We start from the raw sequence: 24,915 nt of genomic DNA on the forward strand, positions 1-24,915 counted from the left end.
TGGCAGAAAACAAGCGATAGAGGAGGATTCCATCATGGGAACACGCACCCGTCTGAGTCGACGACAGTTTCTGCGCAGTGCAGCCGTGGGAGGAGCAGCGCTTGCCTCCGGCATTCTGGCGGCTTGCGGCTCGTCGCCAACAGCGCCCACAACCGGTAACCCGACAGCAGCAGCGCCGACGCAGGTCTCCAGCGAACCAACGAAGATTCGTGCGCTTATGTGGAGTAATGGACCGGTCATCGACGAGAACTTCCGAGTCCGCGCGCAGATGTTCAACGAAGCGTTCAAGGGGCAGTACGATCTCGATCTGCAACTTCTGCCCTACGACCAGTACTGGCCCCGCATCGACCTGGCATATGGCTCGAAGAACCCATACGACCTCTACTTCTTCGACGTGCAGGCATACGGACACTACCGGGCAGGGTTGCTCGCCAATATCCAGCCGTATGTCGATCTGGCGCCGGAACTGATGAACGCCGAGGAGTATCCGGTGGCACTGTACGATGCCTGGCGCTTCGACGGCAGCAATCTCTACGGCTTGCCGGAAAATATCCAGGTGCTGGCGCTCTACTACAACCGTGATCTTTTCGATGCCGAGGGGCTGGCATACCCCGACGAGACCTGGACGTGGGACGATGTGATCAATGCCGCCACGAAACTGACGAAGCGCAGCGGCGATGAGACCACGCAGTGGGGGATGGATGTCGGCGTGATGGATATCTGGTGGGGCGCGCAGACGCTGGCGTGGGCGATGGGTGGCGGTTTTTTCGATAAGATCGTCGAGCCGACGAAGTTTCAGGTCAGCGATCCGGTCAATGTGCAGGCGCTCACCTTTCTCCGCGACCTGATCTTCGAGTATAAAGTCGCTCCCACCAAAACCCAGCGTTCCGCGACAGCACAGGATATTGGCATTTTCCAGACCGGCAAGGTGGCGATGTTCTTCGATGGCAGCTGGGCGATCAGTGGTTTCCAGGATGTGCCGTTCAAGTGGGATATGGCGCCGTTGCCCATGTGGAAGGATAAGCGCGTCTCCGCTTACTGGCTTGGCGGGCAGGTCATTCCGAAAGACTCGAAGGTCATCGACGCCGCCTTCGCCTTTTCGCGCTGGTCGGCAACAACGTATCAGAAGACGATGGCGTCCAACCACGACTGGATACCAATCGCGCGTTCGGCGCGCGAGTCCGAGGAGATGTATGTCGGGCAACCAGCCGGGCTGCGCAAAGTGCTCGGCACTATCGAAGGTGCACGACTTGGTGATTTTTACTCACGCAACAATCAGCAGATCTTCGGCGAGGTGCTGCTGCCGACGTTCGATCAGTTGTTCCTCGGCAACCTGACGCCGGAAGAGGCGGCAAAGAAGATCGATGAAGAAGCCAATGCGCTTCTTGCGAAAGGATGAACGGTATGACCCACTCTGGATCAGGCGCCACGCCTGAGACATGGACGCTCTCGACAGACACCGTAACCATCACCGTGTCGCCGGCGGACGGGCGCCTGACCTGGAATCTCAGCGGCGCAACTGGAGGGCTTGACCTGTCATCGGTGACGGGGAGCGCTTTGCGTGTCGATGGACGGATGCCGCTCTGGACGCAGATTGTCGCTGTCGATGAGCAGTCCGTCGGAGATGGCAGTCGCCTGTTGGCGCTAACGCTCGATACGGCGGATGGCGGGCTGCGATTGATGCGCTGGTTTCACCTGTTCGCCGATCATCCGTTTGTGCGCACCTGGGCGACGCTGGAGAATCGCAGCAGTGCGACGGTGCGGATCGATCAGTGCGATATTCTGACGCTGACGCCACACGCCCCGCCGCCACTCTATCTGTTCCACGTCGAACAGTTCAGTTGGAATTACCGGCGCGATTTCTTCAGTCAGCACGAGGTCTGGCTGCGGGTGGGATGCGCTCCGCACGAGATCCGCATGGGATCGCACCCCGCCCACCACTGGGGTCCCTCCAGTTGCGCGTGGTTCGCCCTGCGCGACGGTTCCCCCAACTGGAACGACGAGCCGCCGGAGGGGGGGCGCGGCATGGTGTGCGGCATCGAGTTCAACGGCAAGAGCCGGTTGCACGCCTGGGCAACCACCGAACGGGTGAATCTGGTGAGCCAGATCGATGACCTGGCGCACCGCCTCGCACCAGGCGCGATCTTCGAGATTCCGGCGTTTTTCGTCGGGCGCTTCGAGGGGGATTGGGACGAAGCCGGGTATGTGACACAGCGTTTCGCCGAGGCGCATGTCCATCCCCCGATGCCCGACGACCGCTACCCGTGGGTGCAGTACAATTCCTGGCGGTACGAGCAGAACATCAACGAGGAGCAGCAACTGGCAGCCATCGACCGCTGCGCGGAACTCGGCGTCGAACTTGTGGTGATGGACCTGGGGTGGGCACGTATGATCGGCGACTGGCGCCCCGACCCGATCAAGTTTCCGCGCGGGCTGAAGCCGCTGGTCGAACGGGCGCACTCCTACGGTATGCGGTTTGGCGTTCATGTTGCGCTGGCGCAGTGCAACCCGGAAGCGCCGGTCGCCAGAGCGCACCCCGACTGGCTCATTCACACCGGCAACGATTACTATGGCGCCGGTCCGCTCTGCCTGGGACACGAGCCGTGCCGCCAATGGCTCATCGAGCAGTTGATCCGGCTGGTGGACGAAGAGGGGATCGACTACATCATCCAGGACGGCGAGGATATGGTGAAGCGGTGCGAGCGCAGCGATCACACGCATGCACCGGGCGACAGCAACTACGCCAACTCACAGTATGGGCTGGACATCGTCATCGAATCGCTGCGCCGCGCCTGCCCACACCTGGTGCTCGAAAATTGCGAGGACGGCGGATGCATGATGACCTATAAAATGGCGCGTCTGTACCATACCAGCATCACGGTGGACAATACTTCGTCCTATGCCACACGACAGGGGGTGTACGGCGCGTCTTACCCGTTCTCGCCGCGCTATAGCGTGCGCTACATGCAGGACGATCCCTCGCCCTACACCCTGCGCAGTTCAATTTTCGGCGGGCCTCTCATCCTGATGCAGCGCGTCACCGAGTGGAACGAAGCGCAGATGGCGGAAACCAGGCGTGCTATCGAACAATATAAAGCATTGCGCCATCTCATCCGTTCGGCGAAGATCATCCATCTGAAAGCGCCGCTGCACAACATCGATGGTCTGGGATGGGGATGGGACGCTCTCCAGGCAGTGGCGCCCGACCAATCCCGCAGCGTCGTGATGGTATACCGCGCGCAGGGAGATGTCGCCGAGCGCACCTTCAAGCCGCGCGGTCTGCTCCCAAACGCGGCGTATCTGGTCCGCTACGTCGATAGCGGGCGCACCCTGCAACGCACCGGCGCCGAACTGGAGCGCGACGGGATCACCGTGGCGCTAGAAGAGTTCAGTTCAGAGCTCGTTATGATAGAGGTGGAGGGTGAAAGGTAGGGGCGCCCCCCGTGGTTGCCCCCATCCGGGTAGGCGCGGGGACCTGCCCCGACACAGGCAGAGACGTTCACCGTAGGGGCGCCCCCGTGGGTGCCCACCACACGCAAACGGCGCGCGCATAGGGGACATTGAACATTCCACGTTGCGTGCTGAACGTTGTAAAAAGCAAGGATTGCATTCAATGAATGCCATTTCTTTCGACCCCCACTGGACATATCGCGGTTTGCAAGCGTTGTTGATCGAAAACCGTCACCTGCGCGCGGTGGTCCTGCCGGAACTGGGCGCCAAAATCTGGTCGCTGGTCGATAAGGCAGCAGACCGCGAGATATTGTGGCACAACCCACGTGTGCCGCCACGTCCAGCAATCTATGGCGTCGCCTACGACGACTGGTTCTGCGGCGGGTGGGACGAACTGTTTCCCAACGACGCACCGGCTGTGATCGGTGGCGATGCCTATCCTGACCATGGCGAGTTGTGGTCGATGCCGTATGACTGGAACGTCGATGTCGATGCCCACGAAATACGGCTGCGCCTGAGTCGCAGCGGCGTGGTCACGCCGACTTTCGTCGAAAAATCGATCACACTGCGCGCCGATGAGCCGGTGATACGGATTCGCTATCGGATTCGCAACGATGGATCGGCGCCGCTCGATTTTCTGCTCAAACTTCACCCGGCGCTGGCAATTTCTCCCCGCTGCCGCATCGATCTGCCAGCGCGCACCGTGCTGGTCGATGCGGGATTTCGCCAGCGGCTCGGCGCAAAAGTCGAGCGATTCACCTGGTCCCTGGCGCACTCCGATGCTGGCGCGACGGTCGATATGCGCCAGGTTCCGCCGCAGAACGCAGCACTCTGCGACTTCTTCTACGCCATCGAACTCGACGCCGGTTGGTGCGCGCTAACCGATACCGCGCGCGCCACAGGCTTCGGGCTGGCGTTCGATCCGGCGGTCTTCCGTTCAGTGTGGGTCTTCGGCGCATATGGCGGCTGGCGCGGTCTTTACACAACGATCCTCGAACCATGCACGGGTTATCCATACCGTCTCGAAGAGGCGATTGCGCAGGGAACCGCCAGCCGACTGGAACCAGGAGCGGAACTCGATACCGAAGTGACTGCCGTCCTCTACCGCGGCATCAGCGCAGTCGAACATATTGATCGCAATGGAGCAGTACGATGAGCGGCATGCTCGAAGGAAACGTGGCGCTGATCACCGGCGCTGCCAGCGGGATCGGGCGGGCAACAGCATTGACGCTGGCGCGCGATGGTTCCGCAATTGTGGTGGCTGACCTGAATGAGTCCGGCGGCAGCGCGACGGTCGACGCAATCACTGCGGCGGGTGGGTGGGCAATCTTCGTTCAGGCGGATGTGACCCGCGACGCAGAACGCATGGTCGAGGCGGCAGTGCAGACGTTCGGGCATCTCGATATTCTGGTGAACAATGCTGGCATCTTTTACACCGCCGATCTGCTCGATGTACCCTTTGACGAGTGGGTACGCGCTGTCGATGTGATGTACTTCGGCACATTTCGGTGCAGCCAGGCGGCAGCGCGCCAGATGGTGCGTCAAGGGACAGGCGGGCGGATCGTCAATATTTCCTCAGTTAATGGCTTCCTCGGCATGCCACAGTCCAGCCACTACAACTCGGCAAAAGGCGCCATCGACCAACTCACGCGCTGTCTAGCGGTTGAACTTGCGCCGCACGGAATCCTGGTGAATGGCATTGCGCCGGGCTTCGTCGAAACGCCCATGGCAATCGTCAATGGCGTCAACGAACACGAAACGCCGGAGTTCCAGGAGTTCTATGTGCGCCGACGACGCATTCCCCTGGCGCGCCCCGCATTGCCCGAAGAGATCGCCGAAGCCGTGGCATTCCTCGTCTCGCCGCGTTGCACTTATATCACCGGGCATACGCTCGTTGTGGATGGCGGACTGTCGATCACGTTTTGATAGTGCCCGTCCTGGGACGCGGGACACACCCGCCTTACGACCGAAGCCGTGGACGACGTAGCGGTGGATGCGCCTTCCGCGCTCACCAGGTTTGCCCCCACCCCTGCCCTCCCCCGCTTTAAGGGTGGACAGAACACCCGAGTACACACCGGCACTCCCACCGTGGGACGAACCCGCGCGCGTGGCGCAAGCCCCCTGCCTCCCATATGCGGGGGGGCAGGGGTGAGGGGAAAACGGCGCATCCCAACGCCATGCACGGCCGCTAGGCTCATGCGCGCGGTCCGCCCTTGAATCCGTTGGAGGGACATCCCCGCCCCGAAGTCGTTGCGCCCTTGGGGTGTGCTTATTTGCAAGGGAAAGGCATATGGTATAGTTACACTGTCACGCTGAAAGGCGCGTGAAAGTCGGCGCACGCACCCAACGCCAGCAGAGGCGCCACGACGCGGGGAGAAAGGTCAGCAACTGTTTGTGGAGAGGAGGCGTTGTTTGGAGTCGGATCGCACAATCTCCCGTTCTCATCTGCGAGTCGTTCTACGCACCGAACAGTTCGTCTCGTTTGTCGCACTCACCATTTTTTTCGCGTCCGGCTTCTCGGCGTTACTCTACCAGGTCATCTGGCAGCGCATACTTGGCTTCTTCTCCGGCGCCGATGTCTATTCGGTCACCATTATTGTTGCGGCATACATGGCAGGCATGGGGGTCGGCAGTCTCACCGGCGGGTATCTGGCGGATCGCCTCTCACGCCGGGGCAATCTCATCCTGTTTGCCGGCGTCGAGTTGGGCATCGCCCTGTTCGCGCTTGGCAGCAAGGGGCTATACTACGACTGGCTCTACCGGCAAAACGCCCACCTTGCTTCGTCACCGTTACTGATGGTGGTGATATTGTTTGTTAGCCTTTTGATCCCCACCTTCTGCATGGGTGTCTCGTTGCCGGCGCTTGCACGGGCGCTCACCCGTTCCATTGAGATGGCAGCCGGCACAATCGGCGGACTCTACGGAGTCAACACGCTCGGCGCAGCAGTCGGCGCAGGGGTCACGACGTGGATCCTGCTGCGACAGTACGGTTTCGAGACTATCCTGCAAATGGGCGCGGCAATGAATGCACTGGTCGCGTGCACTGCATTCCCGCTGGCATGGCTTCTCATGCGCCCGGGGAACGCGCAACCGTCCCAATCCGCTTCGCATACAGTGCAGCAGGAATCGCCGCATGCGGATCAGGAATCTGGCAGACAGTTGCCCGTTTCGGTCTGGATCGCGCTCTACGGTCTCTCCGGATTCATTGCGCTGTCGCTGGAGATTCTATGGTTCCGCATGCTGGGAGTGATGCTCAAGTCAACGGCGTTTACGTTTGGGACCCTGTTGACCATTTTTCTGGGCGGATTGGCGCTTGGCACATTTTTGGGCATCAGGCAGGCGCCGCGCGACCGCCATCCCATGCGCTCCTTTTTGCTGTTGCAAACCGGCGTGATCGTGTTTGCGCTGATCGCTCTCACGGCATTTGTCACGCAGGTTGGCAACGCAGCGTGGCTGGCGACATTCTGGCGCTATTTTGGCGGTTATGATCCGCTGGATGTAGGACGCGCCACTGCTGCGCTGACGGGTTTGCTGCTCAATCCGACGGCGCTGGACGCCGAAACGCAGAGCCTGGCGCAATTCTTCTTTCTGCTCTACGTGATGCTGCCAACCCTCCTCATCGGACTGCCGACGATCTGTATGGGGATGAGCTTCCCGATGCTCCAGAAAATCATTCAGCGCGATCCAGACACATTGGGCAGGCGTGTCGGCTGGTTGCAAACGTCGAATATCATCGGCAGCATGCTCGGCACGCTGCTGACCGGGCTGGCTGCGCTCTCGTGGCTGGGAACACCCGACAGCCTGCGTGTGATTGGCGCACTGTCGGGACTCTTCCTGGCATTGTTTGCATGGGGATGCCTGACGCACACACGAGTGCGCCGCGCAACATATGTCGGCAGCATCGTCATAGCATCAGGGCTGGCGCTGATCATACCGGACGCGCAGACCTTTTGGGCAACGTTGCATGGCGTGCCGCCATCGAACGCAATCGTTACTGAGGATAACACAGGGCTGGCATTGATTAAGAGCGGTAGCAGCGACTTTTCCAGGCGGGCGTATGTCATGTCCAACGGAATAGGGCAGAGCGCTATTCCGTATGGCTGGACGCACAGCGTTCTCGGATTCCTGCCGACACTCATCCATCCCAAACCACAAACGATTGCAATTATCGGGCTTGGATCGGGGGATACGCTCTTTCACGCTGGTGGTCGCCCCGAAACAAAGGAACTCATCTGCATCGAGATCGTTGGCTCGCAGATGGACATGCTGCGTGAAATGGCGCAACGGCGCGAATATCCTGCACTGCTGTCGATTCTGAATGATCCCCGGATCACCTATGAGATTACCGATGGACGTTCATACATTATGCAGCGCGGACGCACATACGATATTATCGAAGCCGATGCGCTGCGCCCGAATAGCGCCTATGCCGGCAACCTCTACTCGGAAGAGTATTTCCGACTGGTGCTTAATCATCTGAACCCCGGTGGTCTGGCGGTGACATGGGTTCCGACCGAGCGCGTCCGCACCACGTTCATCCAGGTCTTTCCGCATTATGTCGATTTCGGCGATATTCTGATCGGCAGCAATGCTCCGATTGAACTGGACCTTCAGGCGATCTATCAACGCCTTGAAGACCCCTTCACCCGTGAGTATTACCAGCGATCCGGGGTCAATATCAAGCAATGGCTCGACGAGTATTTTGTCAAGCGCCGGCCGCTGGCTTCCGACCCATCGGCGCCTCCGCCCCGATCACGTGATACGAACCGCGATCTATTCCCCAGAGATGAGTTTCTGGTGAGGTAGTGCGTCGTTGCAAGCAGTGGTATAATCGCAGCGGGCGAAACGCATTCATTCTGGTTCGCGCGGAGATATCGCATCGCCCATCGGGAGTCCTCTTCTCCTCCCCGCACGACCCTGCATGCATATCAGAAAGGATTCCGGCATGATCCGTGTCGCCATGCTGAGTTACTGGCACGTCCACGCCTGGGACTATACCCGCCAGGCGCAGAGTCACCCTGATGTGACCATCGGCGCCGTATGGGATGAACTGCCCGCGCGCGGCGCCGCAGCCGCCGAAAAACTGGGTGTGCCATTCTATGAATCGCTTGACGAACTCCTGGCGTCGCCGGAGATCGATGCGGTGATCGTTGATGCGCCAACGTCTATGCACTGCGAGGTGATGGTCGCCGCAGCGCGCGCCGGCAAGCATATCTTCACCGAGAAGGTGCTCGCGCCAACCCTCACCGAAGCCAATCAGATTGTCGCCGCTGCGGATCAGGCGAATGTGGTGCTGACCGTTTCGCTGCCGCGCCTTTCGGAAGGGTACACGGCGGCGATTGCCAGTCTGATCGCTCAGGGCGCGCTCGGAGAGCCAACGCTGGTGCGCACGCGCCTGGCGCACAACGGCGCCCTGCGCACCGAACAGAATCCCAACGGCTGGCTGCCGCCCCATTTCTACGATCCCGATCAGTGTCGGGGCGGTGCCATGATCGACCTGGGATGTCATCCGATGTACCTGGCGCACCATTTCCTCGGACTGCCGGAGACGGTCAACGCGCACTATGGGTATGTCACCGGGCGCGCCGTGGAAGACAATGCCGTCGTGACGCTTGGCTACCCTGGCGGCGCGATCGCCGTCGTCGAGGCCGGATTTGTCACTCCTGCATCACCGTTTATCATCGAAGTCCACGGCACACGCACCAGCCTGATCTTCCAGGCGCCGCCGCCGGTGTTGCGCATGCGCAGCGCCGATGGCTGGGTCGAGCAGGACATCCCGGAATCATCACCGCTGCCGTTCGTCCAGTGGGTGGACCATATTCAGCGCGGTGCGCGTCATACCGCCAATCTCCAGGCGGCGCTCGCCCTGACCATGCTCATGGAGGCGGCAAACCTGTCGGCAAACGCCGGTCGCCAGGTGCGCCTCGATTCACTTCAATCCTGATGTCCGCCAGTAGAGGTTCCACGGAGTTCACAGTCGCCATGACCGCTTCAACCATCATCAATGTCGGTATCGTCGGCGCCGGCAACATTGCCCGCGGGCGCCATCTTCCCTGTTTCAAGAAGCATCCGAATGTCCGCCTCGCCGCCATTTCCGACGTCGTCGTCGATCTGGCTCAATCCGCCGCGACGGAGTACGAGATTCCCGGCGTGTACAGCGATTACCGCGAGATGTTCGAGAAAGAGAACCTCGACGCGGTGGTGATCTGTACGCCGAACAAGTTCCATGCCCCGGCGTCCATCGCTGCGCTCGACGCCGGACTGCACGTGCTCTGCGAGAAGCCAATGGCGCTCGACCCGGTCGAAGCGCGCGCCATGGTCGCGGCAGCCGAGCGAAACAAAAAGATCCTCAGCATCGCATTTCACTACCGCCACATGGCGCCGGTGCGCGCCGCCCGCCGCGTCGTCGACTCAGGCGAACTGGGTCTTGTGTATATGGCGCGGGTGTACGCCCTTCGTCGTCGCGGTGTTCCCTCATGGGGCACATTCGTCCAGAAGCACATCCAGGGTGGTGGCGCCATGATCGATTTCGGCGTCCATCTGCTCGACACGGCGCTCTGGCTGATGGGCAATCCACAGCCGGTCGAGGTCTGCGCCAGCATCTCGCAACATCTCGGCAAAGCGCCGAACGTCAACCCCTGGGGGCAGTGGAACTACCGCGAGTTCACTGTCGAGGATCAGGCAGCGGCGTTCATCCGTTTTGCCAATGGCGCCAGCATGCTCCTCGAGTGCTCATGGGCGCTGAATATCCCCGAAAACTACGAGAATGTCTCACTTTCGGGAACGACCGCCGGGCTGGAAGTCTTCCCGCTGAAGGTCAACAAGGCGCACCTCGATATGCTCGTCAGTTGGAAGCCCGACTGGATGCCGGGCGAACGCGACAATCCGGGCGATGTGCAGACCGCCGATTTCGTCGGTGCAATCCTTGAAGGACGGCAACCGGTGTCGCAGGCACACCAGGCATTGCAGGTCACGGAAATTGTGGATGCAATCTACCGCAGCGCCGAAGCAGGCGCCGCTGTGCGCCTCGACGGTGCAACGTCACATCCATCCCTTCACTGAATTGTTGCGTATCGAATAAGGTATCATATGGCATACCCTCTCCGGGTATGCCGGTTCACAGCATCGTCTGGCAGTCCATTGCAACTGACTACAAGGAGAACCCCTATGACAGTCACACGAGAACGCTTTGAGCAGGGGATGACGTATGATGAATACAAAGCGCAGATGACTCGCAACCGCGAGCGTCTGGAAGAGAACGAGCGCACCGTTGAGCTGTCGACCGACGACATCGAGTTCTTCGCAAACCTGCCAGAACCGTTGAACGTGCTGGTGATCACCGAGGACTGGTGCGGCGATGCGATTGCCAACGTTCCCATTTTGGGTCGCCTTGCCGCCGAAAGCGGCAACCTCAATCTGCGCATCTTTCTCCGCGACCAGAATCCCGATCTGATGGATCGGTACCTGAACCAGGGCATTCACCGGTCGATTCCGGTCTTTGCCTTCTTCGATCAACAGTTCCGCCCGATTGGGCACTGGATCGAACGTCCTGCGGTCATAACCGAGATGCAGGAGAAGATGCTGGCAAACCTCTACGCGACCGATCCGGCGTTTGCCGGCGTCGTGCCAGGAACATCGATTGCAGTGATGCCCGACGCAGCGCGCGCGCGCTTGATGCAGGCGTTCGCCGCGTTTCGCGTCGAGACCCGCCAGCTCGCCGATCGTGAGGTTGTGCGAGAATTGCGCGAATTGATCAGCCGGGGATTGGCGCTTCGCCAGGAGGGATAGGGATGGACATCGACAGCGGACGACATTTGCCCAGGATCAAGATCGTCTACTGCGCGGCGTGCGGCTACGAACCGCAGACGCTGGAACTCGTCTCGGCACTGATGAACGCTTTCCACTACGACATCGCCGGCATCGAAATCATTCCCTGGCAGGATGGCGCGTTCGATGTCGCTGTGGATGGCGAGTTGGTCCACTCGATGTACCGTGATGGCGGCTTTCCTGCGCCAGAAACGATCATCAAAGCGGTACGGGAACGGTTAGCGCGCTAAACCCGCGTCGGAGCGCCGCAGTATTCAGCGTCAGCAGTTCATGGCGACGTTTCGCCATATGGCGTTCCAGCGCCCGACAGACCTCTTCGAGCGGCAGGATCGGTCGCAGGCGTAGGAACGCCCCCAGCATCACCATATTGAGCACGCGCTCGTCGCCGACCTCGCGCGCCAAATCGCTGCCCGGCACGGCAACCAGTGCAATGTCAGGGCGATGCGGCTCACGCCCAACGAGTGAACTGTTGTAGATCAGGAAACCGCCGGTTGCGACCAGCGGCTCGTATTTATCGAGCGACGGGCGATTGAGCGCAATGACCGTCTGCGGGTTGCGCACCAGCGGTGCGCCAATCGGCGCATCGGCGACGATCACCGTGCAGTGCGCCGTTCCGCCGCGCATCTCAGGACCATACGACGGCATCCAGGTCACCTGGTATCCCGCGTCCATCGCGGCATACGCCAGCAACTGCCCGGCGAACAAAGCCCCTTGCCCGCCAGAACCGCTGATGATGAGATCGTGATACATATGTCGCCTCGGATTCAAGAACCGGGAACCGAGCACCGGGAACTGAGAACCGGGAACTGAGAACCGGGAACTGGAGGTCAGGGGGTAAAGGTTTGATCGCCTGCCGTAACCTGCAACCTTCCCACCTGCAACCTTTCCACGGGCGCATCGCCAGCGCGCCCCTCCCTTCAACCTTCCCACGGTCAACCTGCACCCTGCGCATCCCGGCGGCGACGTTGCATCGCAACGTCACTACCTGCTGTGCGCGTGGGCGCGCCTCTACAACCTCTCGCCTCTCGCCTCACCCCTCACCCCTCTCCACAAATGCGAGATAAATCTCGCGCTACGCCATGGTCGGGCCCCTCACCCCTCTCGCCTCGCGCCTCTCGCCTCACCCCTCACCCCTCTCCACAAATGCGAGATAAATCTCGCGCTACGCCATGGTCGGGCCCCTCACCCCTCTCGCCTCGCGCCTCTCGCCTCACCCCTCACCCCTCTCCACAAATGCGAGATAAATCTCGCGCTACGCCATGGTCGGGCCCCTCACCCCTCTCGCCTCGCGCCTCTCGCCTCACCCCTCACCCCTCTCCACAAATGCGAGATAAATCTCGCGCTACGCCATGGTCGGGCCCCTCACCCCTCTCGCCTCGCGCCTCTCGCCTCACCCCTCACCTCTCTCCACAAATGCGAGATAAATCTCGCGCTACGCCATGGTCGGGCCCCTCACCCCTCTCGCCTCTCGCCTCTCGCCTCACCCCTCACCCCTCTCCACAAATGCGAGATAAATCTCGCGCTACGCCATGGTCGGGCCCCTCACCCCTCTCGCCTCGCGCCTCTCGCCTCACCCCTCACCTCTCTCCACAAATGCGAGATAAATCTCGCGCTACGCCATGGTCGGGCCCCTCACCCCTCTCGCCTCTCGCCTCTCGCCTCTCACCTCTCACCTCTCACCTCTCACCTCTCACCTCTCACCTCCCTTGAACTCTCCCAGTGGAAACACCGGTATCATCCGCTCCTCGACCCAGCGAAGGGCGTCAACCGGCGTCATGCCCCAGTTCGTCGGGCAGGTAGAGAGCAGTTCAACCAGCGCAAATCCGCGACCGGCCAACTGACACTCAAATGCAGTGCGTAGCGCCTTCTTCGCCTTGCGGATCTCCGCCGGGTTGTGCAGGCTGCGACGCGCCACATAGACGGCGCCATCCATCTGCGCCACCAGTTCGCACACCCGCACCGGATGCCCCATCAACTGCGGATCGCGCCCTCCTGGTGATGAGGTCGTCACCATGCCGGCTGGCGATGTTGGCGCCATCTGCCCGCCAGTCATGCCATAGATCGCATTGTTGATGAAAAGAACCGTGATCAGTTCACCCCGCGCAGCAGCGTGCAACACTTCGCCCAATCCAATCGATGCCAGGTCGCCGTCACCCTGGTAGGTGAAAATGATCCGGTCGGGCAACACCCGCTTCAAGCCGGTTGCGACTGCCGGGGCGCGCCCATGCGCCGCGCCGACGAAATCGCAGGCGATATAGTTGTAGGCAAACACCGAGCAACCGACGGAGGCGACGCCAATCGTGCACCCCAGAATGCCGAGTTCTTCCAGAACCTCCGCCGTCAACCGGTGAGCAATACCGTGGGTGCAACCGGGACAATAATGCGTCGGCGCCGCCGTCAACCCCACCGGACGCTCATAGACACACGCTTCGGCAATCATCGCCGCACCTCCGCATCGAGTATGCGCGCACCATTCGTTGTGACGCGCGTATCACGCATTGCCTGCTCAATCGCCTGCATCACCTCGTCTGGCAGCATTTCGACGCCGCCCAACCGACCATAGAAACGCACCGGCGCGCGACCGGCGACGGCGAGACGCACATCGTCGATCATCTGACCGGCATTCATTTCGACAACCAGGAACGCGCGCGCGCGCGGCGTCAGGCGCTCCAGAGCGCGCATCGGAAACGGGGACAGGGTGATGGGACGGAACAACCCAACCGCCATGCCGCGCGCGCGCGCGGCTTCGACCGCGTTTTGCGCCACGCGTGCCGCGCTGCCAAAGGCGACAACGATCAGATCGGCATCTTCCAGGTACAGACCGGCAAAACGCTGCTCACGTTCGGCGATGGCAGCGAGTTTTTTTTGCAAGTTCCGGTTGTGCCGTTCGAGCGCCTCGGGCTGGAGATAGAGCGACGTAATAATCCGTTGCGGGCGCCCTTCTGCACCGCTCACCGCCCACTCCGGCGTCGGTGCGGCATCCTGTCGAAACGGCGGCAGTTCGGCAGGTTCCATCATCTGCCCCAGGTTGCCATCGATGAGCAGGATCACCAGCATGCGGTACGCTGCTGCCAGATCGAACGCCAGCCCAGTCAGGTCAATCGCCTCCTGAACTGTGGCAGGCGCTAGAGTCAGTGGACGGAAATCGCCGTGTCCCGCCGAGCGGGTCATTTGAAAGTAATCCGATTGGCAGGCGGCAATGTTGCCCAACCCAGGACCGCCGCGCATCACATCCACCACCACGGCCGGCAGTTCTGCGCCCGCGATGTAGCTCAACCCTTCCTGCATGAGGCTGATGCCCGGACCGGATGATGAGGTCATGACACGCTTGCCGGCGCAGGCGGCGCCATACACCATGTTGATCGCGGCAACTTCGCTCTCAGCCTGCACAAAGGCACGCCCCAACTCAGGCATGCGCCGCGCCAGATATTCAAGAAGTTCGGTCTGTGGTGTGATGGGATACCCGAAGTAGGCATTGAGTCCGGCACGGATCGCTGCCTCAGCAATTGCTTCATTGCCTTTTAGAAGTTCTCGCGCCATTGCGATCTCCTCATTATCTATCATTCATTCCGTTGGTGATTACGACGTTGCTTCCAGAGCGCACACGCCGCCAGCAGTGACGCTGGCTTTGACGGAGAATGTGCGATAGACGGTGATTGCCGCTTCGGGGCATACCAGAGCGCAAATGGTGCATCCAGTGCATTTGCCGTCGGGATCGTCCAGCTGTGCGGGATGATGACCGGCGGCATTGAACGCAGCCGCCAGATGCACCACGCCTTTCGGACAAAACGCGACACACAAGCCGCACCCTTTACAGCGTTCCGTATCCACAATGATGCGCCCTCGAACCATCTCGACCTCCGATCAATAAATGAACTCGTGAATATCGTAAGTGGCGATCTGCGGACCGGATGATCCAAAACGCAATCCTTCCACAATCGCCTGACGTTGTGCGCGAAGTTCGGCAATGTCGAGCGGTCGAATGCCCGCTTCCGCTGAGCGCGCGCTGTACGGCGCCTGTGCGCGTTCGACAAGTGTGCTGAAATATACAATATCTCCTGCGCCGAGCGGCATTCGGTTCAGTAACGCGACCGTATCGACAACATGCCCGGCGGCGAAGCGATCACCCCCCAGCCCGACAAGAACGATCAGGCTCACTGCAATGCCTGCCTGTTTCAGGGTTGCGACGGTCTCTGCGGCATCGGCAGCACTCGATGGCTTCTGCACGAATGCGAGCAGTGGATCGTGTCCGCTCTCCAGCCCGATACTGACGCGCTTCAATCCCAGCATACCCAGGCGCGCATATTCTTCCACGCTCTTCTTCCTGCCCGTCAATGCGTCCAGAAAGGCATGAACGGGCAGAGCGCCGATCTCTTCGCGCGCAATCTCTATGAACGCTTCCAGGCGACGGGTCGGTGCTGCCAGCGCATTCGCCTCACCCAGGAAAATCGACCGGCGCATCAGCAGCGAATCGCCGAGAAACGCGCGCACTAGCCGGGCATGCGCGCGAAACTCGTCGGGCGACTTGATCCGAAAACGACGATCACGGTAGAAGTCGCAGAAGGTGCAGGTATTGAACGAGCATCCCTCGGTCGCCTGCAATACGACCGCCAGATACTGATCGGGCGGAAGGATGCCAACCGGATCGTACACCCGTGCGAACGTTGCACAATCGGCACGGTGGACTGCGGCATCGAAGCACGCCGCGCGTTCGAGCATTTCCAATACATCATTCAGCGCATCGTTCATACCGATGCGCGCAGACGCCTCGGAAGCCAGCGCATTGCGCAGCGCTGCCATCCGCGCCGCCGCTAAGCCGATCAGATCGGTCGCCTCCGCATCGCTCAGACGACGCCGGATCAGCGCGCCGTTCACGTGGCGCTTTTCCAGCACCTGACCGTTCAGCCCACGCCGGTATGCGCGACCATGACGCACCAGCGTCCACAACCGGCCGCCGCGATCATATGTCAGCACCTCATACGTGCCAAACATCACGCTCATCGAACCGGACCTGGCGCTGATCGTCACCGGTTCACCGCCGATTGTGAACCGAAAAACCATGACCGAAAAAGTTGGGCGGATGCCCGCAAGCATCCGCCCGCTCATACCCTTATACCGGCGCCAGTACAAGAGGGGTCCGCCCGGTAAGTAGGTCGCGCCCCAGCATCCAGAGCGCTCCCAATCCCAACAGCACACTTACCAGACCAATGACCCACCCAACTGCTGGCAGTGCCGTTAGCACGACCAGTACGAGCAACCCGACCGCCAGCGGAGCGAACGGCTGCTCGACCCAGGATGGCCGGATACGCAGCAGGACCTGCCGCCCCGCCTCGAAACCCACCACAATTTGCGCCACGTATGCGACCGCAAGGATGGTCAACACCACCAGCGCCATGCCGACAATCGCGCCTGCCGCGAGAGTGATGCCCATCAAACCGCTCAACTTCACGAAGCCGAGCATGATGGACAGAACGACTGTGACCAGTGTGACGATCATGAACGCAAGACTGATCGCCAGAATACTGACCACACCCCAGCCGAGGCTGGCGACCGGTCTGGTTTCCAGTTCACCAATTGTTCCTTGCACAATGCGTGGCGCCAGCCACACGAGGATCAGACCCAGCAGGAACAATCCGGCAAAGCGCCGCGCGACATCCAGGAGCCGGTCGGCGATAGTTGGCTGGGGTGGTGTTGTCCGCAGTTCTTCCGTGAAGCGCACCTGTCCGGCAACGGCGCCCACCGGAATGGTTGCGGGCGCGCTGCTCCTGTAGGTCAGATCGCCGCCGATCCGCGCTTCGTGTTCCACTGTCAGACCGGCAGGCGCCGATGGCGGCGATGCCACGCCTTCAATACGTATTTGCGAAGCCCAGGTTGTCGCTGTTGTCGGATCGACAGCCGCTTCGACATCCCCGCCGACGCTGCCACGGAGCAGCAGGCTGTTTCCGCCAAAGAGAACGTCGCCATCAACATTGCCGGATAGCAACGCTTGTCCGCCGATAAAGATCAACGAACCTCCCAGCGTACTGCCGGGCAGCATCTCGACGCTTGCGCCGGTTCCCAGCAGGGTATCGCCAACCCGCGCTTGCGGATCGAAGCGGATGATTCCTGCCGCGACCCGCGCATCGTCGGTGACCGTGCCATTCAGGACGACGCCGCCGCCAACTGAGAGTAGATCGCCCTCGATAACGCCGTTTATTTCGATTGTCTGCGCCATTGCGACGACATCGCCAACCACCCGTCCATCGATGATTAGCGTTGTGGCGGTCACCAGGAGATCATCAGCAATGATTTCGTTTGCGCCGATCACGACGCGATCTCCCGAACGACGATCAACCGCTGCAACACGTGCCGGCGCCAGTGCAAGGACGAGCAGAACCGCCATCGTTAGCGGCATCGCCAGACGATGCGCCTTGCTCACATTCATGGATATGCTCCTCTCCTGACGTTCCTTATTTTCGGAGATGGACGTGGCAGGGTGCAGGATTCATCATATGCCACCCGTGGCGCTCTTGTGGAAAAGAAGTGTGCGCAACAGGGTTAAGGATGCACTACTTGAGGCAAAACGTGCTATACTGCGGCGCGTGTATTCCAACCAGGAGCATTCCATGCGGATCTACAAAGCCAAGGCGCCAATGCGGATCGGCTTTTTCGGCGGCGGCACCGATGTCAGCCCCTACGCCGAAGAGCATGGCGGCAAGGTGCTCAACTGTACGATTGATAAGTACGTGCGCTGCATGCTGCGCCCCAGTAAAGAACCGGGGATCACCATCCGGTCGCTCGACCTGGAAGAGGTCAGCCGCAAGACGACCGGGCATTGGGACGGACGGCTCGACCTGCCGCAGGCGGTGCTCGATGCAGCCATGCCGCCTTCCGAAGGTGTTGAGGTGATCATGTTCTCCGATGTGCCGCCTGGATCCGGGCTTGGTTCATCATCGGCGCTGGTCGTCAGTATGCTGAAGTTGATCGGCGCCGCGTATCAGATCAATCTCGACCCGCACACCCTGGCGGAACTCGCCTACCGGATCGAGCGCGTCGATCTGGGCATTCCCGGCGGACGACAGGATCAGTATGCGGCGGCGTTTGGCGGTATGTGCGTCTATCACTTCGGCAATGGGCGCGTGATCGTCGAACCGGTGCTGAATGACCCAACGGCGCTGCTCGAATTGGAAAGTTGCCTGCTTCTCGGCTACATTGGCAGCCGCAAATTGCTGACCCAACATCTGGTGGACGATCAGGTGCGTCGCTTGAAGGAAGGTGATACGCTTCGCTATCACGATGAAACGAAAGCCTTCGTCGATGAAGCGGTTCGTTTGCTGCGCGGTCTGCGGATCGCCGATTTCGGCAGGCTGTTGCACGATGCGTGGGAGGTGAAGAAAGCCTTCTCGCCGTATATTGCTCCGCCGGAGGTCGAAGACATCTATGCGCTGGCGCGTCGTCACGGCGCGTGGGGCGGCAAGATCACCGGCGCCGGCGGCGGAGGGTTTATGGTCTTCGCATGCCCTTTCGACCGGCGGCTCGAACTCGAGCGGGTGTTAATCGAAGCCGGGGTGCAGATCCGCCACTTCTCTTTCACTACTCAGGGGGTGCATGCCTGGGCTGTCGATATAGAGGAACAGTCGCCATCTCCACCGTTCACCAGATGACCGGCGCTCGCCCCTCCTCCCAACGAGGGAAGGCGTTGACCCAGTCATTGCGAGACCGGCGCAGCCGGGCGAAGCAATCTCGTCACTGCGCCACCGGCGTCGCCGCTCGAAGCCATCCCCTCACCCCAGCGAGTCATTGCGAGACCGGCGCAGCCGGGCGAAGCAATCCCCTCACCCCAGCGAGTCATTGCGAGACCGGCGCAGCCGGGCGAAGCAATCCCCTCACCCCAGCGAGTCATTGCGAGACCGGCGCAGCCGGGCGAAGCAATCCCCTCACCTCGACCGGTCATTCCGCGACCGGCGCAGCCGGGCGAAGCAATCCCCTCACCTCGACCGGTCATTGCGAGACCGGCGCAGCCGGGCGAAGCAATCCCCTCACCTCGACCGGTCATTCCGCGACCGGCGCAGCCGGGCAAAGCAATCCCCTCACCTCGACCGGTCATTCCGCGACCGGCGCAGCCGGGCGAAGCAATCTCGCTCGCCACTGCGCGAATGATGCGATGCGGAAAACCGTCCTGCACCGGGATGCTTGATACGGCGCCAGAAGGCTGAACCTCTGCCACCGGCAGGCAGGGCGCCCCTGCTGTCACTTTTATCACGTTCCATCTGCAATGCTCGACAAACAACGCGCCATCTGCGACGGGCTGAGATGTTGGAGGGCAGCCTGGTCCGACATCACAGTGCAATGCTGTGGTATCATACTACCTATGAGTATCTCAATCGCCATTGCTCCCGACGTTCAGGCGGCGCTCGACGCCGGGCGACCGGTTGTTGCCCTGGAAAGCACGGTTATTTCCCACGGGTTGCCATACCCGCACAACCTCGAACTGGCGCGCGCCATGGAGCAGGAGGTGCGCGATAGTGGCGCCGTCCCCGCGACAATCGGAATTGTGGCGGGCGTGCCGACCGTCGGAATGGATGAGGTGGCGATTGAGCGTTTCGCCCGGACCGATGCGCAGCATCGTCCATCGAAGGTGTCGCGGCGCGACCTCGGATATGTGATTGCGCAAGGCGGCGATGGCGCCACGACGGTTGCGGCGACGATGGCGCTGGCGCATCTGGCAGGGGTGCAGGTGTTTGCCACCGGCGGGATTGGCGGCGTTCATCGCGGCGCGCGAGAGAGTTGGGATATGTCCGCCGATCTGACGGAACTGGCGCACACGCCGATTGTGGTGGTGTGCGCCGGTGCAAAGGCGATCCTTGATCTATCGGCAACGCTGGAGTATCTCGAAACCAGTGGCGTGCCGGTCCTTGGCTGGCGCACCAATGAGTTTCCGGCATTTTACAGCAGATCAAGCGGGCTGCCGGTCGCGCAGGCGTCGGATGCGACGTTCGTTGCGCGCGCCTGGCATGCGCACCGCGCGCTCGGCGGCGCTGGCATGCTGCTGACCGTGCCGCCGCCGGCGGAATATGCGCTGGATCGCGTCGTCGTCGAGGCGGCGATTGAGCGCGCGCTGCGCCGCGCCACGGACGAAGGGGTCCACGGTCCGGCGGTGACGCCATTTCTGCTGGCGGCGCTTGCCCAGGAAACCGGCGGCGCAAGCGTGCGCGCCAACGTTGCGCTCCTGTGCCAGAATGCGCGGGTAGCTGCGCACATAGCGGCGGCAATTGCAGGTGTGCTATGACGGCGCTTCCGGTGACCAATCGAGACACGCTGCCGAATCTCTACGACCTGTCGCTGGCGGAAATGGAGCGCCTGCTGACCGACTGGGGTCAGCCTACCTATCGCGCACGGCAGGTCTTTCGCCAGTTGTACGTGAACCTGGCCGACACACCGCTGGCAATGACCGACCTGCCGCTGGCGTTGCGGGAACGTCTGGCAAACGAAACCCGCCTTGCACCAGTGACGCCGGAACAGGTTCAAACGGCAGATAATGGATTGACGCGCAAGGCGCTGTTTCGCCTTCCCAACGGCGCGCTCGTCGAGAGTGTGCTGATGATCTATCTCGACCGCGCAACCGTCTGCGTTTCGACGCAGGCAGGGTGCGCCATGGGATGCGTCTTCTGCGCCACGGGCACGCTCGGCTTGCTGCGCAATCTGTCACCGGGCGAAATCGTGGCACAGGTCGTCTGGGCAGCGCGTGAGATGCGCCGCCTGGCCGGTCGTCCGCCTAGACCAACGATGCGGCAACCAGAAGACGATGCCTGGTGGTCGCCAGATGATCTGGAAAACGATGCGCCGTCCGTGCCAGAGGTCAGTTCCGTCTCACACGTGACCAACATTGTCTTTATGGGCATGGGTGAACCGTTTGCGACCTATGATCGCTGGTGGCGCGCCGTCGAGATCATCCACGATCCGCGCGGTCTGAACATAGGCGCGCGCAGCATGACCGTTTCGACCGTGGGGCTGGTTCCAGGCATCCGGCGATTGGCGACGGAGACGCTGCCGATCAATCTGGCGGTTTCACTCCACGCTCCCGACGATGATCTGCGCAGCGCATTGATGCCGATTAACCGCCGGTATCCGCTGGCAGTGTTGCTTGATGCCACACGCGACTATCTGGCAGCAACCGGGCGACGGGTGTCGTTCGAGTATGTGCTGCTCCAGGGCAAGAACGATGAACCGGAGCATGCGGCGAAACTGGCAGCGCTGTTACGCGGCGAGGCAGGACCGGCGGGGTTACCGTTGCATCTGGTGCATGTCAATCTCATCCCGTGGAATCCGGTTCCCGGGATGCCACTCGGGCGGTCGGAGCGCCGTCGGGTGCTGACCTTCCAGCGCATCCTGCGCGAGCGTGGCATCGCCTGCACTGTGCGCGTCGAGCGTGGCGTGGCTATCGCAGCCGCCTGCGGTCAACTGGCGGGGGGTGTCGCATGTTGAATGTTGCACGTTCCAACTCACACAAAGGCACAAAGGGTAGAAGGTCCGAAGGTTGAAGATTGCAGGTGGGAAAGTGAAAGGTTTTCCAACCCCTAACCCTTAACCCCTGACCTCCGGTTCCCGGTTCTCAGTTCTCAGTTCTCAGTTCTCAGTTCTCAGTTCTCAATACTCATCCTATGCATCCATCCAATCTCTTTCTTCTCCGACACGACATCACCTTTCTCAACCACGGCAGCTTCGGCGCATGCCCCCGTCCCGTGTTCGAGGCATACCAGCAATGGCAACGCACCATCGAAGAGCAACCGGTCGAGTTCCTGGGGCGACGGCTGAACGGGTTGCTGGCGGACGCGCGATTACGCCTGGCAGCGTTCATCGGCGCTGCGGCGGAGGATGTCGTCTTCGTGCCCAACGTCACTTACGCTATGAACATCGTCGCCCGCTCGATTGCCCTGCAACCCGGTGATGAAGTGCTGGGAACCACCCACGAGTACGGCGCCGTCGAACGCGCGTGGCGTTACGTCTGTGAACAGAGCGGCGCCATCTACATCCCGCAGCCGGTTCCGTTGCCCGCGACGGATGCCGACGCTGTTGTGGAACAGGTCTGGAGTGGTGTCACCGAACGCACCAAAGTGATCACGATCAGCCACATTACGTCGCCAACCGCAATGATCATGCCAATTCAGGCCATCTGTCAGCGTGCGCGAGCAGCCGGCATCATCACAGTCATCGACGGCGCCCACGCACTGGGGCAGATCGACCTGGATATGCAGGCGATCGGCGCCGATTTCTACGGCGGCAACTGTCACAAATGGCTATGCGCGCCCAAAGGAAGCGGGTTCCTCTTTGCCCGTCCCGAACGACAGGCACTGTTGGAACCGCTGATCGTCAGTTGGGGATGGCAACCACGCCATCCGCTGCGGTCGAGTTTTCTGGCGTACCCGGAAGGCGCATCGTTCCGCGATTACTACGAGTGGATGGGCACTGACGATCCCTCCGCATTTCTCAGCGTTCCGGCGGCAATCGATTTTCAGAACGCCAACGACTGGGGAACGGTCAGACGCGCCTGCCACGCATTGCTTGCCGATGCTTCAGCACGGATTGTTGCGCTGACAGGGCGCGCACCGCTCACGCCCGACAGCATCGATTGGTGGGTTCAAATGCGCGCACTTCCGCTGCCGCCGTGTGACCCAAAGCAGGTTCAGGCGCGCCTCTGGAACGAGTTCCACATCGAGGTTCCCTGCTTCGAATGGGAGGGCATACCGCTCATCCGCATCTCGATCCAGGCGTACAACACCTCCGCCGACATCGACCGATTGCTGGAAGGGTTGAGCCACATTCTATAAAGCCAAATCCGCTCACTGCTGCGCGCCTGCCGTCATCTGCTCCAACTCGCCGAGCAATGCATCGAAATGATCCATCGCCGCCTGAATGGGGGCAGGTGAGAGCATATCAACACCGGCATCGCGCAGCAATTCGATGGAGGGACGTGACGACCCGCTGCGGAGGAAGCGCAGATACCGCTCGATTGCCGGACGCCCTTCGTTAACGATGCGCGCATGCAACGCCAGCGCCGCCGACAGACCCGTGGCATACTGATAGACGTAGAAGTTGTAGTAGAAGTGCGGGATCCGCGCCCACTCCAGTGCAATCTGCTCATCGAGCATCACGTCCGAGCCGTGGTAGCGCGCCACAAGATTGCGATAGATCGTGCTGAACAGTTCGGTCGTCAACGGCTCACCCGCCTCTGCACGGCGATGAATCTCGAGTTCAAACTCAGCGAACATCGTCTGACGGAAGAGAGTCGTGCGGATGTCCTCCAACTGCTCGACGATCAGATAACGCCGCAGAGTCGGGTCATCGCGCGTCTGCAACAGATAATCGGTCAATAACGCCTCGTTGAGCGTCGAAGCGACTTCAGCGACAAAGATCGTGTAATCGCCGTAGACATACGGCTGCGTCTTGCGCGTGAAGTACGAGTGCATCGCATGACCGAGTTCGTGCGCCAGCGTAAACACATCGTTCAGGCGATCCTGATAATTGAGCAGCATGAACGGCGCCGTTGTATAGGCGCCATCGCTGTACGCTCCGCTGCGCTTGCCGACATTCTCGTACACATCGATCCAGCGGTTGCCGAACGCTTCCGCGATGGCAGCGCCATACTCCTCACCGAGCGGCTCGAACGCCGCGCGCACCAGACGCTCCCCTTCGGCATACGGAACCGCAACATCGGCTTCGGGAACCAGCGGCGCGTAGAGGTCGTAGAAGTGCAACTCGTCCAACCCCATGATCCGCCGGCGCAACCGGAGATAGCGGTGGAGACGCGACAGATTGGCGTTGACCGTCGCAATCAGGTTGTGGTAGACCTCGACCGGAATATCATTCGGCGTCAGGGCGGCTTCCAGTGACGACGTATAATTGCGCACACGCGCATTGAGCACGTGGGTGCGCACCTGAGCCGCAAGCGACGCACCAAGCGTATTGCGAATTCCCTGGAAGGCGCTGTAGTACCCGATGAAGGCATCGCGACGCACCCGCCGGTCAGGGCTGCGCAACAAGCGCATGTAGCGCCCATGCGACAGTTGCACCGTCTGCCCGTGTTCATCCTCAATCGTCGGGAAACTCAGGTCGGCATTCGTCAACACCTCGAAGATTTCGCCCGGCGCACGCGTAATATCGCTGAATTGCGCCAGGATGGCTTCAACCTCCGCAGAGCGCACATGATCACGCTGGCGCAGCAGTTGATCCAGCGCATACTCATACACCGCCAGGTCTGGATGGTCCCGCAGCCAGGCGCGAATCTGCTCCTCCGGCGCCACGAGGATTTCCGGATCGATAAACGCAAGAGCGGCGCTTACCTTTGCCGCCAGCGTCCCGGCGCGCTCGGCGAGCGCCTGCCCGACTGGATCGGTCGTGTCGCTATCGAAACGCCGATTGGCATAGACGTAGACCTGCCAGAGACGCATCGACACCTGATCGCGCATGCGCAGCGCCGCCAGCAGATCGTCGGCGCTGCGCGCGACGCGCCCCTGGAGAGCAGCGACATCGCCGAGCATGCTCTCAATAGCGGCGATGTCCTGCTCCCAGGCGGCATCGTCCGGGTATATGGTTGTGAGATCCCAGCGGTACTGTTCAGGAATCTCGTCACGGCGCGGAATCTTCTGCATTTCGGTCACA

21 protein-coding genes are annotated in these 24,915 nt (G+C 61.2%); 13 read left to right on the top strand and 8 right to left on the bottom strand.

Translation table 11 applies throughout. The features are described 5' to 3' along the window. The first annotated feature begins 34 nt into the window (after positions 1 to 34). The 9 genes from RCAS_RS18445 to RCAS_RS18485 all read left to right on the top strand — a co-directional run bounded on the left by RCAS_RS18445 (position 35) and on the right by RCAS_RS18485 (position 11,507). Positions 35 to 1,399, top strand: a complete 1,365-nt coding sequence (locus RCAS_RS18445) for an ABC transporter substrate-binding protein (protein ID WP_012122038.1) — start codon at positions 35 to 37, stop codon at positions 1,397 to 1,399. 5 nt (positions 1,400 to 1,404) lie between these two features. Beyond that, entirely contained in the window at positions 1,405 to 3,432 is a 2,028-nt protein-coding gene (locus tag RCAS_RS18450; RefSeq protein ID WP_012122039.1) for an alpha-galactosidase, read from the top strand. 181 nt (positions 3,433 to 3,613) lie between these two features. Then, positions 3,614 to 4,606 (top strand): aldose epimerase family protein, encoded by a 993-nt coding sequence (locus RCAS_RS18455; RefSeq protein ID WP_012122040.1) that lies wholly within the window; start codon positions 3,614 to 3,616, stop codon positions 4,604 to 4,606. Next, positions 4,603 to 5,376, top strand: a complete 774-nt coding sequence (locus RCAS_RS18460) for an SDR family NAD(P)-dependent oxidoreductase (protein WP_012122041.1) — start codon at positions 4,603 to 4,605, stop codon at positions 5,374 to 5,376. Before RCAS_RS18455 ends, RCAS_RS18460 begins: the two co-directional genes overlap by 4 nt. 486 nt (positions 5,377 to 5,862) lie before the next feature. Next, positions 5,863 to 8,256, top strand: coding sequence for a fused MFS/spermidine synthase (locus tag RCAS_RS18465; protein ID WP_232280061.1), 2,394 nt, complete (start codon positions 5,863 to 5,865; stop codon positions 8,254 to 8,256). Positions 8,257 to 8,395: 139 nt separating this feature from the next. Continuing rightward, a complete protein-coding gene (locus RCAS_RS18470) occupies positions 8,396 to 9,394 on the top strand; it encodes a Gfo/Idh/MocA family protein (protein WP_012122043.1) in 999 nt (332 codons plus the stop codon). Positions 9,395 to 9,432: 38 nt separating this feature from the next. Continuing rightward, entirely contained in the window at positions 9,433 to 10,512 is a 1,080-nt protein-coding gene (locus RCAS_RS18475; RefSeq protein ID WP_012122044.1) for a Gfo/Idh/MocA family protein, read from the top strand. Positions 10,513 to 10,617: 105 nt separating this feature from the next. Then, on the top strand, positions 10,618 to 11,238 hold the full coding sequence (locus RCAS_RS18480; RefSeq protein ID WP_012122045.1) for a thioredoxin family protein: 621 nt from the start codon (positions 10,618 to 10,620) through the stop codon (positions 11,236 to 11,238). A 2-nt stretch (positions 11,239 to 11,240) separates the two neighbouring features. Beyond that, positions 11,241 to 11,507 carry an Rdx family protein gene (locus tag RCAS_RS18485; RefSeq protein WP_012122046.1) on the top strand — a complete coding sequence of 89 codons (267 nt, stop codon included), beginning with the start codon at positions 11,241 to 11,243 and terminating at the stop codon, positions 11,505 to 11,507. Here RCAS_RS18485 and RCAS_RS18490 read toward each other — a convergent pair. From RCAS_RS18490 to RCAS_RS18515, 6 genes are all read right to left on the bottom strand, one after another. Next, a complete protein-coding gene (locus RCAS_RS18490; protein ID WP_012122047.1) occupies positions 11,476 to 12,027 on the bottom strand; it encodes a 2-oxoacid:acceptor oxidoreductase family protein in 552 nt (183 codons plus the stop codon). The two genes, RCAS_RS18485 and RCAS_RS18490, sit on opposite strands and share 32 nt — an antisense overlap. A gap of 940 nt (positions 12,028 to 12,967) precedes the next feature. Then, complete coding sequence (locus RCAS_RS18495; protein WP_012122048.1) at positions 12,968 to 13,717, bottom strand: thiamine pyrophosphate-dependent enzyme; 750 nt, start codon at positions 13,715 to 13,717, stop codon at positions 12,968 to 12,970. After that, entirely contained in the window at positions 13,714 to 14,817 is a 1,104-nt protein-coding gene (gene vorB, locus RCAS_RS18500) for a 3-methyl-2-oxobutanoate dehydrogenase subunit VorB (protein WP_012122049.1), read from the bottom strand. Before vorB ends, RCAS_RS18495 begins: the two co-directional genes overlap by 4 nt. Before the next feature lie 39 nt (positions 14,818 to 14,856). After that, a complete protein-coding gene (locus RCAS_RS18505; protein ID WP_012122050.1) occupies positions 14,857 to 15,129 on the bottom strand; it encodes a 4Fe-4S dicluster domain-containing protein in 273 nt (90 codons plus the stop codon). Between the two features lie 12 nt (positions 15,130 to 15,141). Beyond that, positions 15,142 to 16,371, bottom strand: a complete 1,230-nt coding sequence (locus RCAS_RS18510; RefSeq protein WP_012122051.1) for a radical SAM protein — start codon at positions 16,369 to 16,371, stop codon at positions 15,142 to 15,144. Positions 16,372 to 16,387: 16 nt separating this feature from the next. Next, the gene (locus tag RCAS_RS18515; protein WP_012122052.1) at positions 16,388 to 17,701 is read right to left on the bottom strand and encodes a bactofilin family protein; all 1,314 of its coding nucleotides are present in this window, start codon (positions 17,699 to 17,701) and stop codon (positions 16,388 to 16,390) included. Between the two features lie 181 nt (positions 17,702 to 17,882). Between RCAS_RS18515 and RCAS_RS18520 the strand changes: the two genes are divergently transcribed. After that, positions 17,883 to 18,920: a GHMP family kinase ATP-binding protein gene (locus RCAS_RS18520; protein WP_012122053.1), complete on the top strand. Its 1,038-nt coding sequence runs from the start codon at positions 17,883 to 17,885 to the stop codon at positions 18,918 to 18,920. Positions 18,921 to 18,964: 44 nt separating this feature from the next. Here the strand turns inward: RCAS_RS18520 and RCAS_RS25335 are convergent, their stop codons facing one another. After that, entirely contained in the window at positions 18,965 to 19,519 is a 555-nt protein-coding gene (locus RCAS_RS25335; protein WP_157042697.1) for a hypothetical protein, read from the bottom strand. Positions 19,520 to 19,627: 108 nt separating this feature from the next. On the opposite strand from RCAS_RS25335, the gene RCAS_RS18525 reads away from it, so the two are divergent. From RCAS_RS18525 to RCAS_RS18535, 3 genes are all read left to right on the top strand, one after another. After that, entirely contained in the window at positions 19,628 to 20,545 is a 918-nt protein-coding gene (locus RCAS_RS18525; RefSeq protein WP_012122054.1) for a pseudouridine-5'-phosphate glycosidase, read from the top strand. Positions 20,546 to 20,607: 62 nt separating this feature from the next. Further along, the gene (locus tag RCAS_RS18530; protein WP_408638390.1) at positions 20,608 to 21,741 is read left to right on the top strand and encodes a radical SAM protein; all 1,134 of its coding nucleotides are present in this window, start codon (positions 20,608 to 20,610) and stop codon (positions 21,739 to 21,741) included. A 176-nt stretch (positions 21,742 to 21,917) separates the two neighbouring features. Further along, positions 21,918 to 23,084 (top strand): aminotransferase class V-fold PLP-dependent enzyme, encoded by a 1,167-nt coding sequence (locus RCAS_RS18535; RefSeq protein WP_012122056.1) that lies wholly within the window; start codon positions 21,918 to 21,920, stop codon positions 23,082 to 23,084. Between the two features lie 12 nt (positions 23,085 to 23,096). Here RCAS_RS18535 and pepF read toward each other — a convergent pair whose 3' ends face one another. After that, the gene (gene pepF, locus RCAS_RS18540) at positions 23,097 to 24,905 is read right to left on the bottom strand and encodes an oligoendopeptidase F (protein WP_041332146.1); all 1,809 of its coding nucleotides are present in this window, start codon (positions 24,903 to 24,905) and stop codon (positions 23,097 to 23,099) included. Positions 24,906 to 24,915: the final 10 nt, after the last annotated feature.

Source organism: Roseiflexus castenholzii DSM 13941 (assembly GCF_000017805.1).
Classification (GTDB): domain Bacteria; phylum Chloroflexota; class Chloroflexia; order Chloroflexales; family Roseiflexaceae; genus Roseiflexus; species Roseiflexus castenholzii.

What these genes read in the sequence shown, in the direction of transcription:
- RCAS_RS18480 (WP_012122045.1), top strand. Translation starts at nt 10,618, where the DNA reads ATGACAGTCACACGAGAACGCTTTGAGCAGGGGATGACGTATGATGAA.
- RCAS_RS18450 (WP_012122039.1), top strand. Translation starts at nt 1,405, where the DNA reads ATGACCCACTCTGGATCAGGCGCCACGCCTGAGACATGGACGCTCTCG.
- vorB (WP_012122049.1), bottom strand. Translation starts at nt 14,817, where the DNA reads ATGGCGCGAGAACTTCTAAAAGGCAATGAAGCAATTGCTGAGGCAGCG.
- RCAS_RS18510 (WP_012122051.1), bottom strand. Translation starts at nt 16,371, where the DNA reads ATGCTTGCGGGCATCCGCCCAACTTTTTCGGTCATGGTTTTTCGGTTC.
- pepF (WP_041332146.1), bottom strand. Translation starts at nt 24,905, where the DNA reads ATGCAGAAGATTCCGCGCCGTGACGAGATTCCTGAACAGTACCGCTGG.
- RCAS_RS18475 (WP_012122044.1), top strand. Translation starts at nt 9,433, where the DNA reads ATGACCGCTTCAACCATCATCAATGTCGGTATCGTCGGCGCCGGCAAC.
- RCAS_RS18495 (WP_012122048.1), bottom strand. Translation starts at nt 13,717, where the DNA reads ATGATTGCCGAAGCGTGTGTCTATGAGCGTCCGGTGGGGTTGACGGCG.
- RCAS_RS18490 (WP_012122047.1), bottom strand. Translation starts at nt 12,027, where the DNA reads ATGTATCACGATCTCATCATCAGCGGTTCTGGCGGGCAAGGGGCTTTG.
- RCAS_RS18470 (WP_012122043.1), top strand. Translation starts at nt 8,396, where the DNA reads ATGATCCGTGTCGCCATGCTGAGTTACTGGCACGTCCACGCCTGGGAC.
- RCAS_RS18530 (WP_408638390.1), top strand. Translation starts at nt 20,608, where the DNA reads ATGGAGCGCCTGCTGACCGACTGGGGTCAGCCTACCTATCGCGCACGG.
- RCAS_RS18505 (WP_012122050.1), bottom strand. Translation starts at nt 15,129, where the DNA reads ATGGTTCGAGGGCGCATCATTGTGGATACGGAACGCTGTAAAGGGTGC.
- RCAS_RS18455 (WP_012122040.1), top strand. Translation starts at nt 3,614, where the DNA reads ATGAATGCCATTTCTTTCGACCCCCACTGGACATATCGCGGTTTGCAA.
- RCAS_RS18535 (WP_012122056.1), top strand. Translation starts at nt 21,918, where the DNA reads ATGCATCCATCCAATCTCTTTCTTCTCCGACACGACATCACCTTTCTC.
- RCAS_RS18445 (WP_012122038.1), top strand. Translation starts at nt 35, where the DNA reads ATGGGAACACGCACCCGTCTGAGTCGACGACAGTTTCTGCGCAGTGCA.
- RCAS_RS18460 (WP_012122041.1), top strand. Translation starts at nt 4,603, where the DNA reads ATGAGCGGCATGCTCGAAGGAAACGTGGCGCTGATCACCGGCGCTGCC.
- RCAS_RS18515 (WP_012122052.1), bottom strand. Translation starts at nt 17,701, where the DNA reads ATGAATGTGAGCAAGGCGCATCGTCTGGCGATGCCGCTAACGATGGCG.
- RCAS_RS18485 (WP_012122046.1), top strand. Translation starts at nt 11,241, where the DNA reads ATGGACATCGACAGCGGACGACATTTGCCCAGGATCAAGATCGTCTAC.
- RCAS_RS18520 (WP_012122053.1), top strand. Translation starts at nt 17,883, where the DNA reads ATGCGGATCTACAAAGCCAAGGCGCCAATGCGGATCGGCTTTTTCGGC.
- RCAS_RS18525 (WP_012122054.1), top strand. Translation starts at nt 19,628, where the DNA reads ATGAGTATCTCAATCGCCATTGCTCCCGACGTTCAGGCGGCGCTCGAC.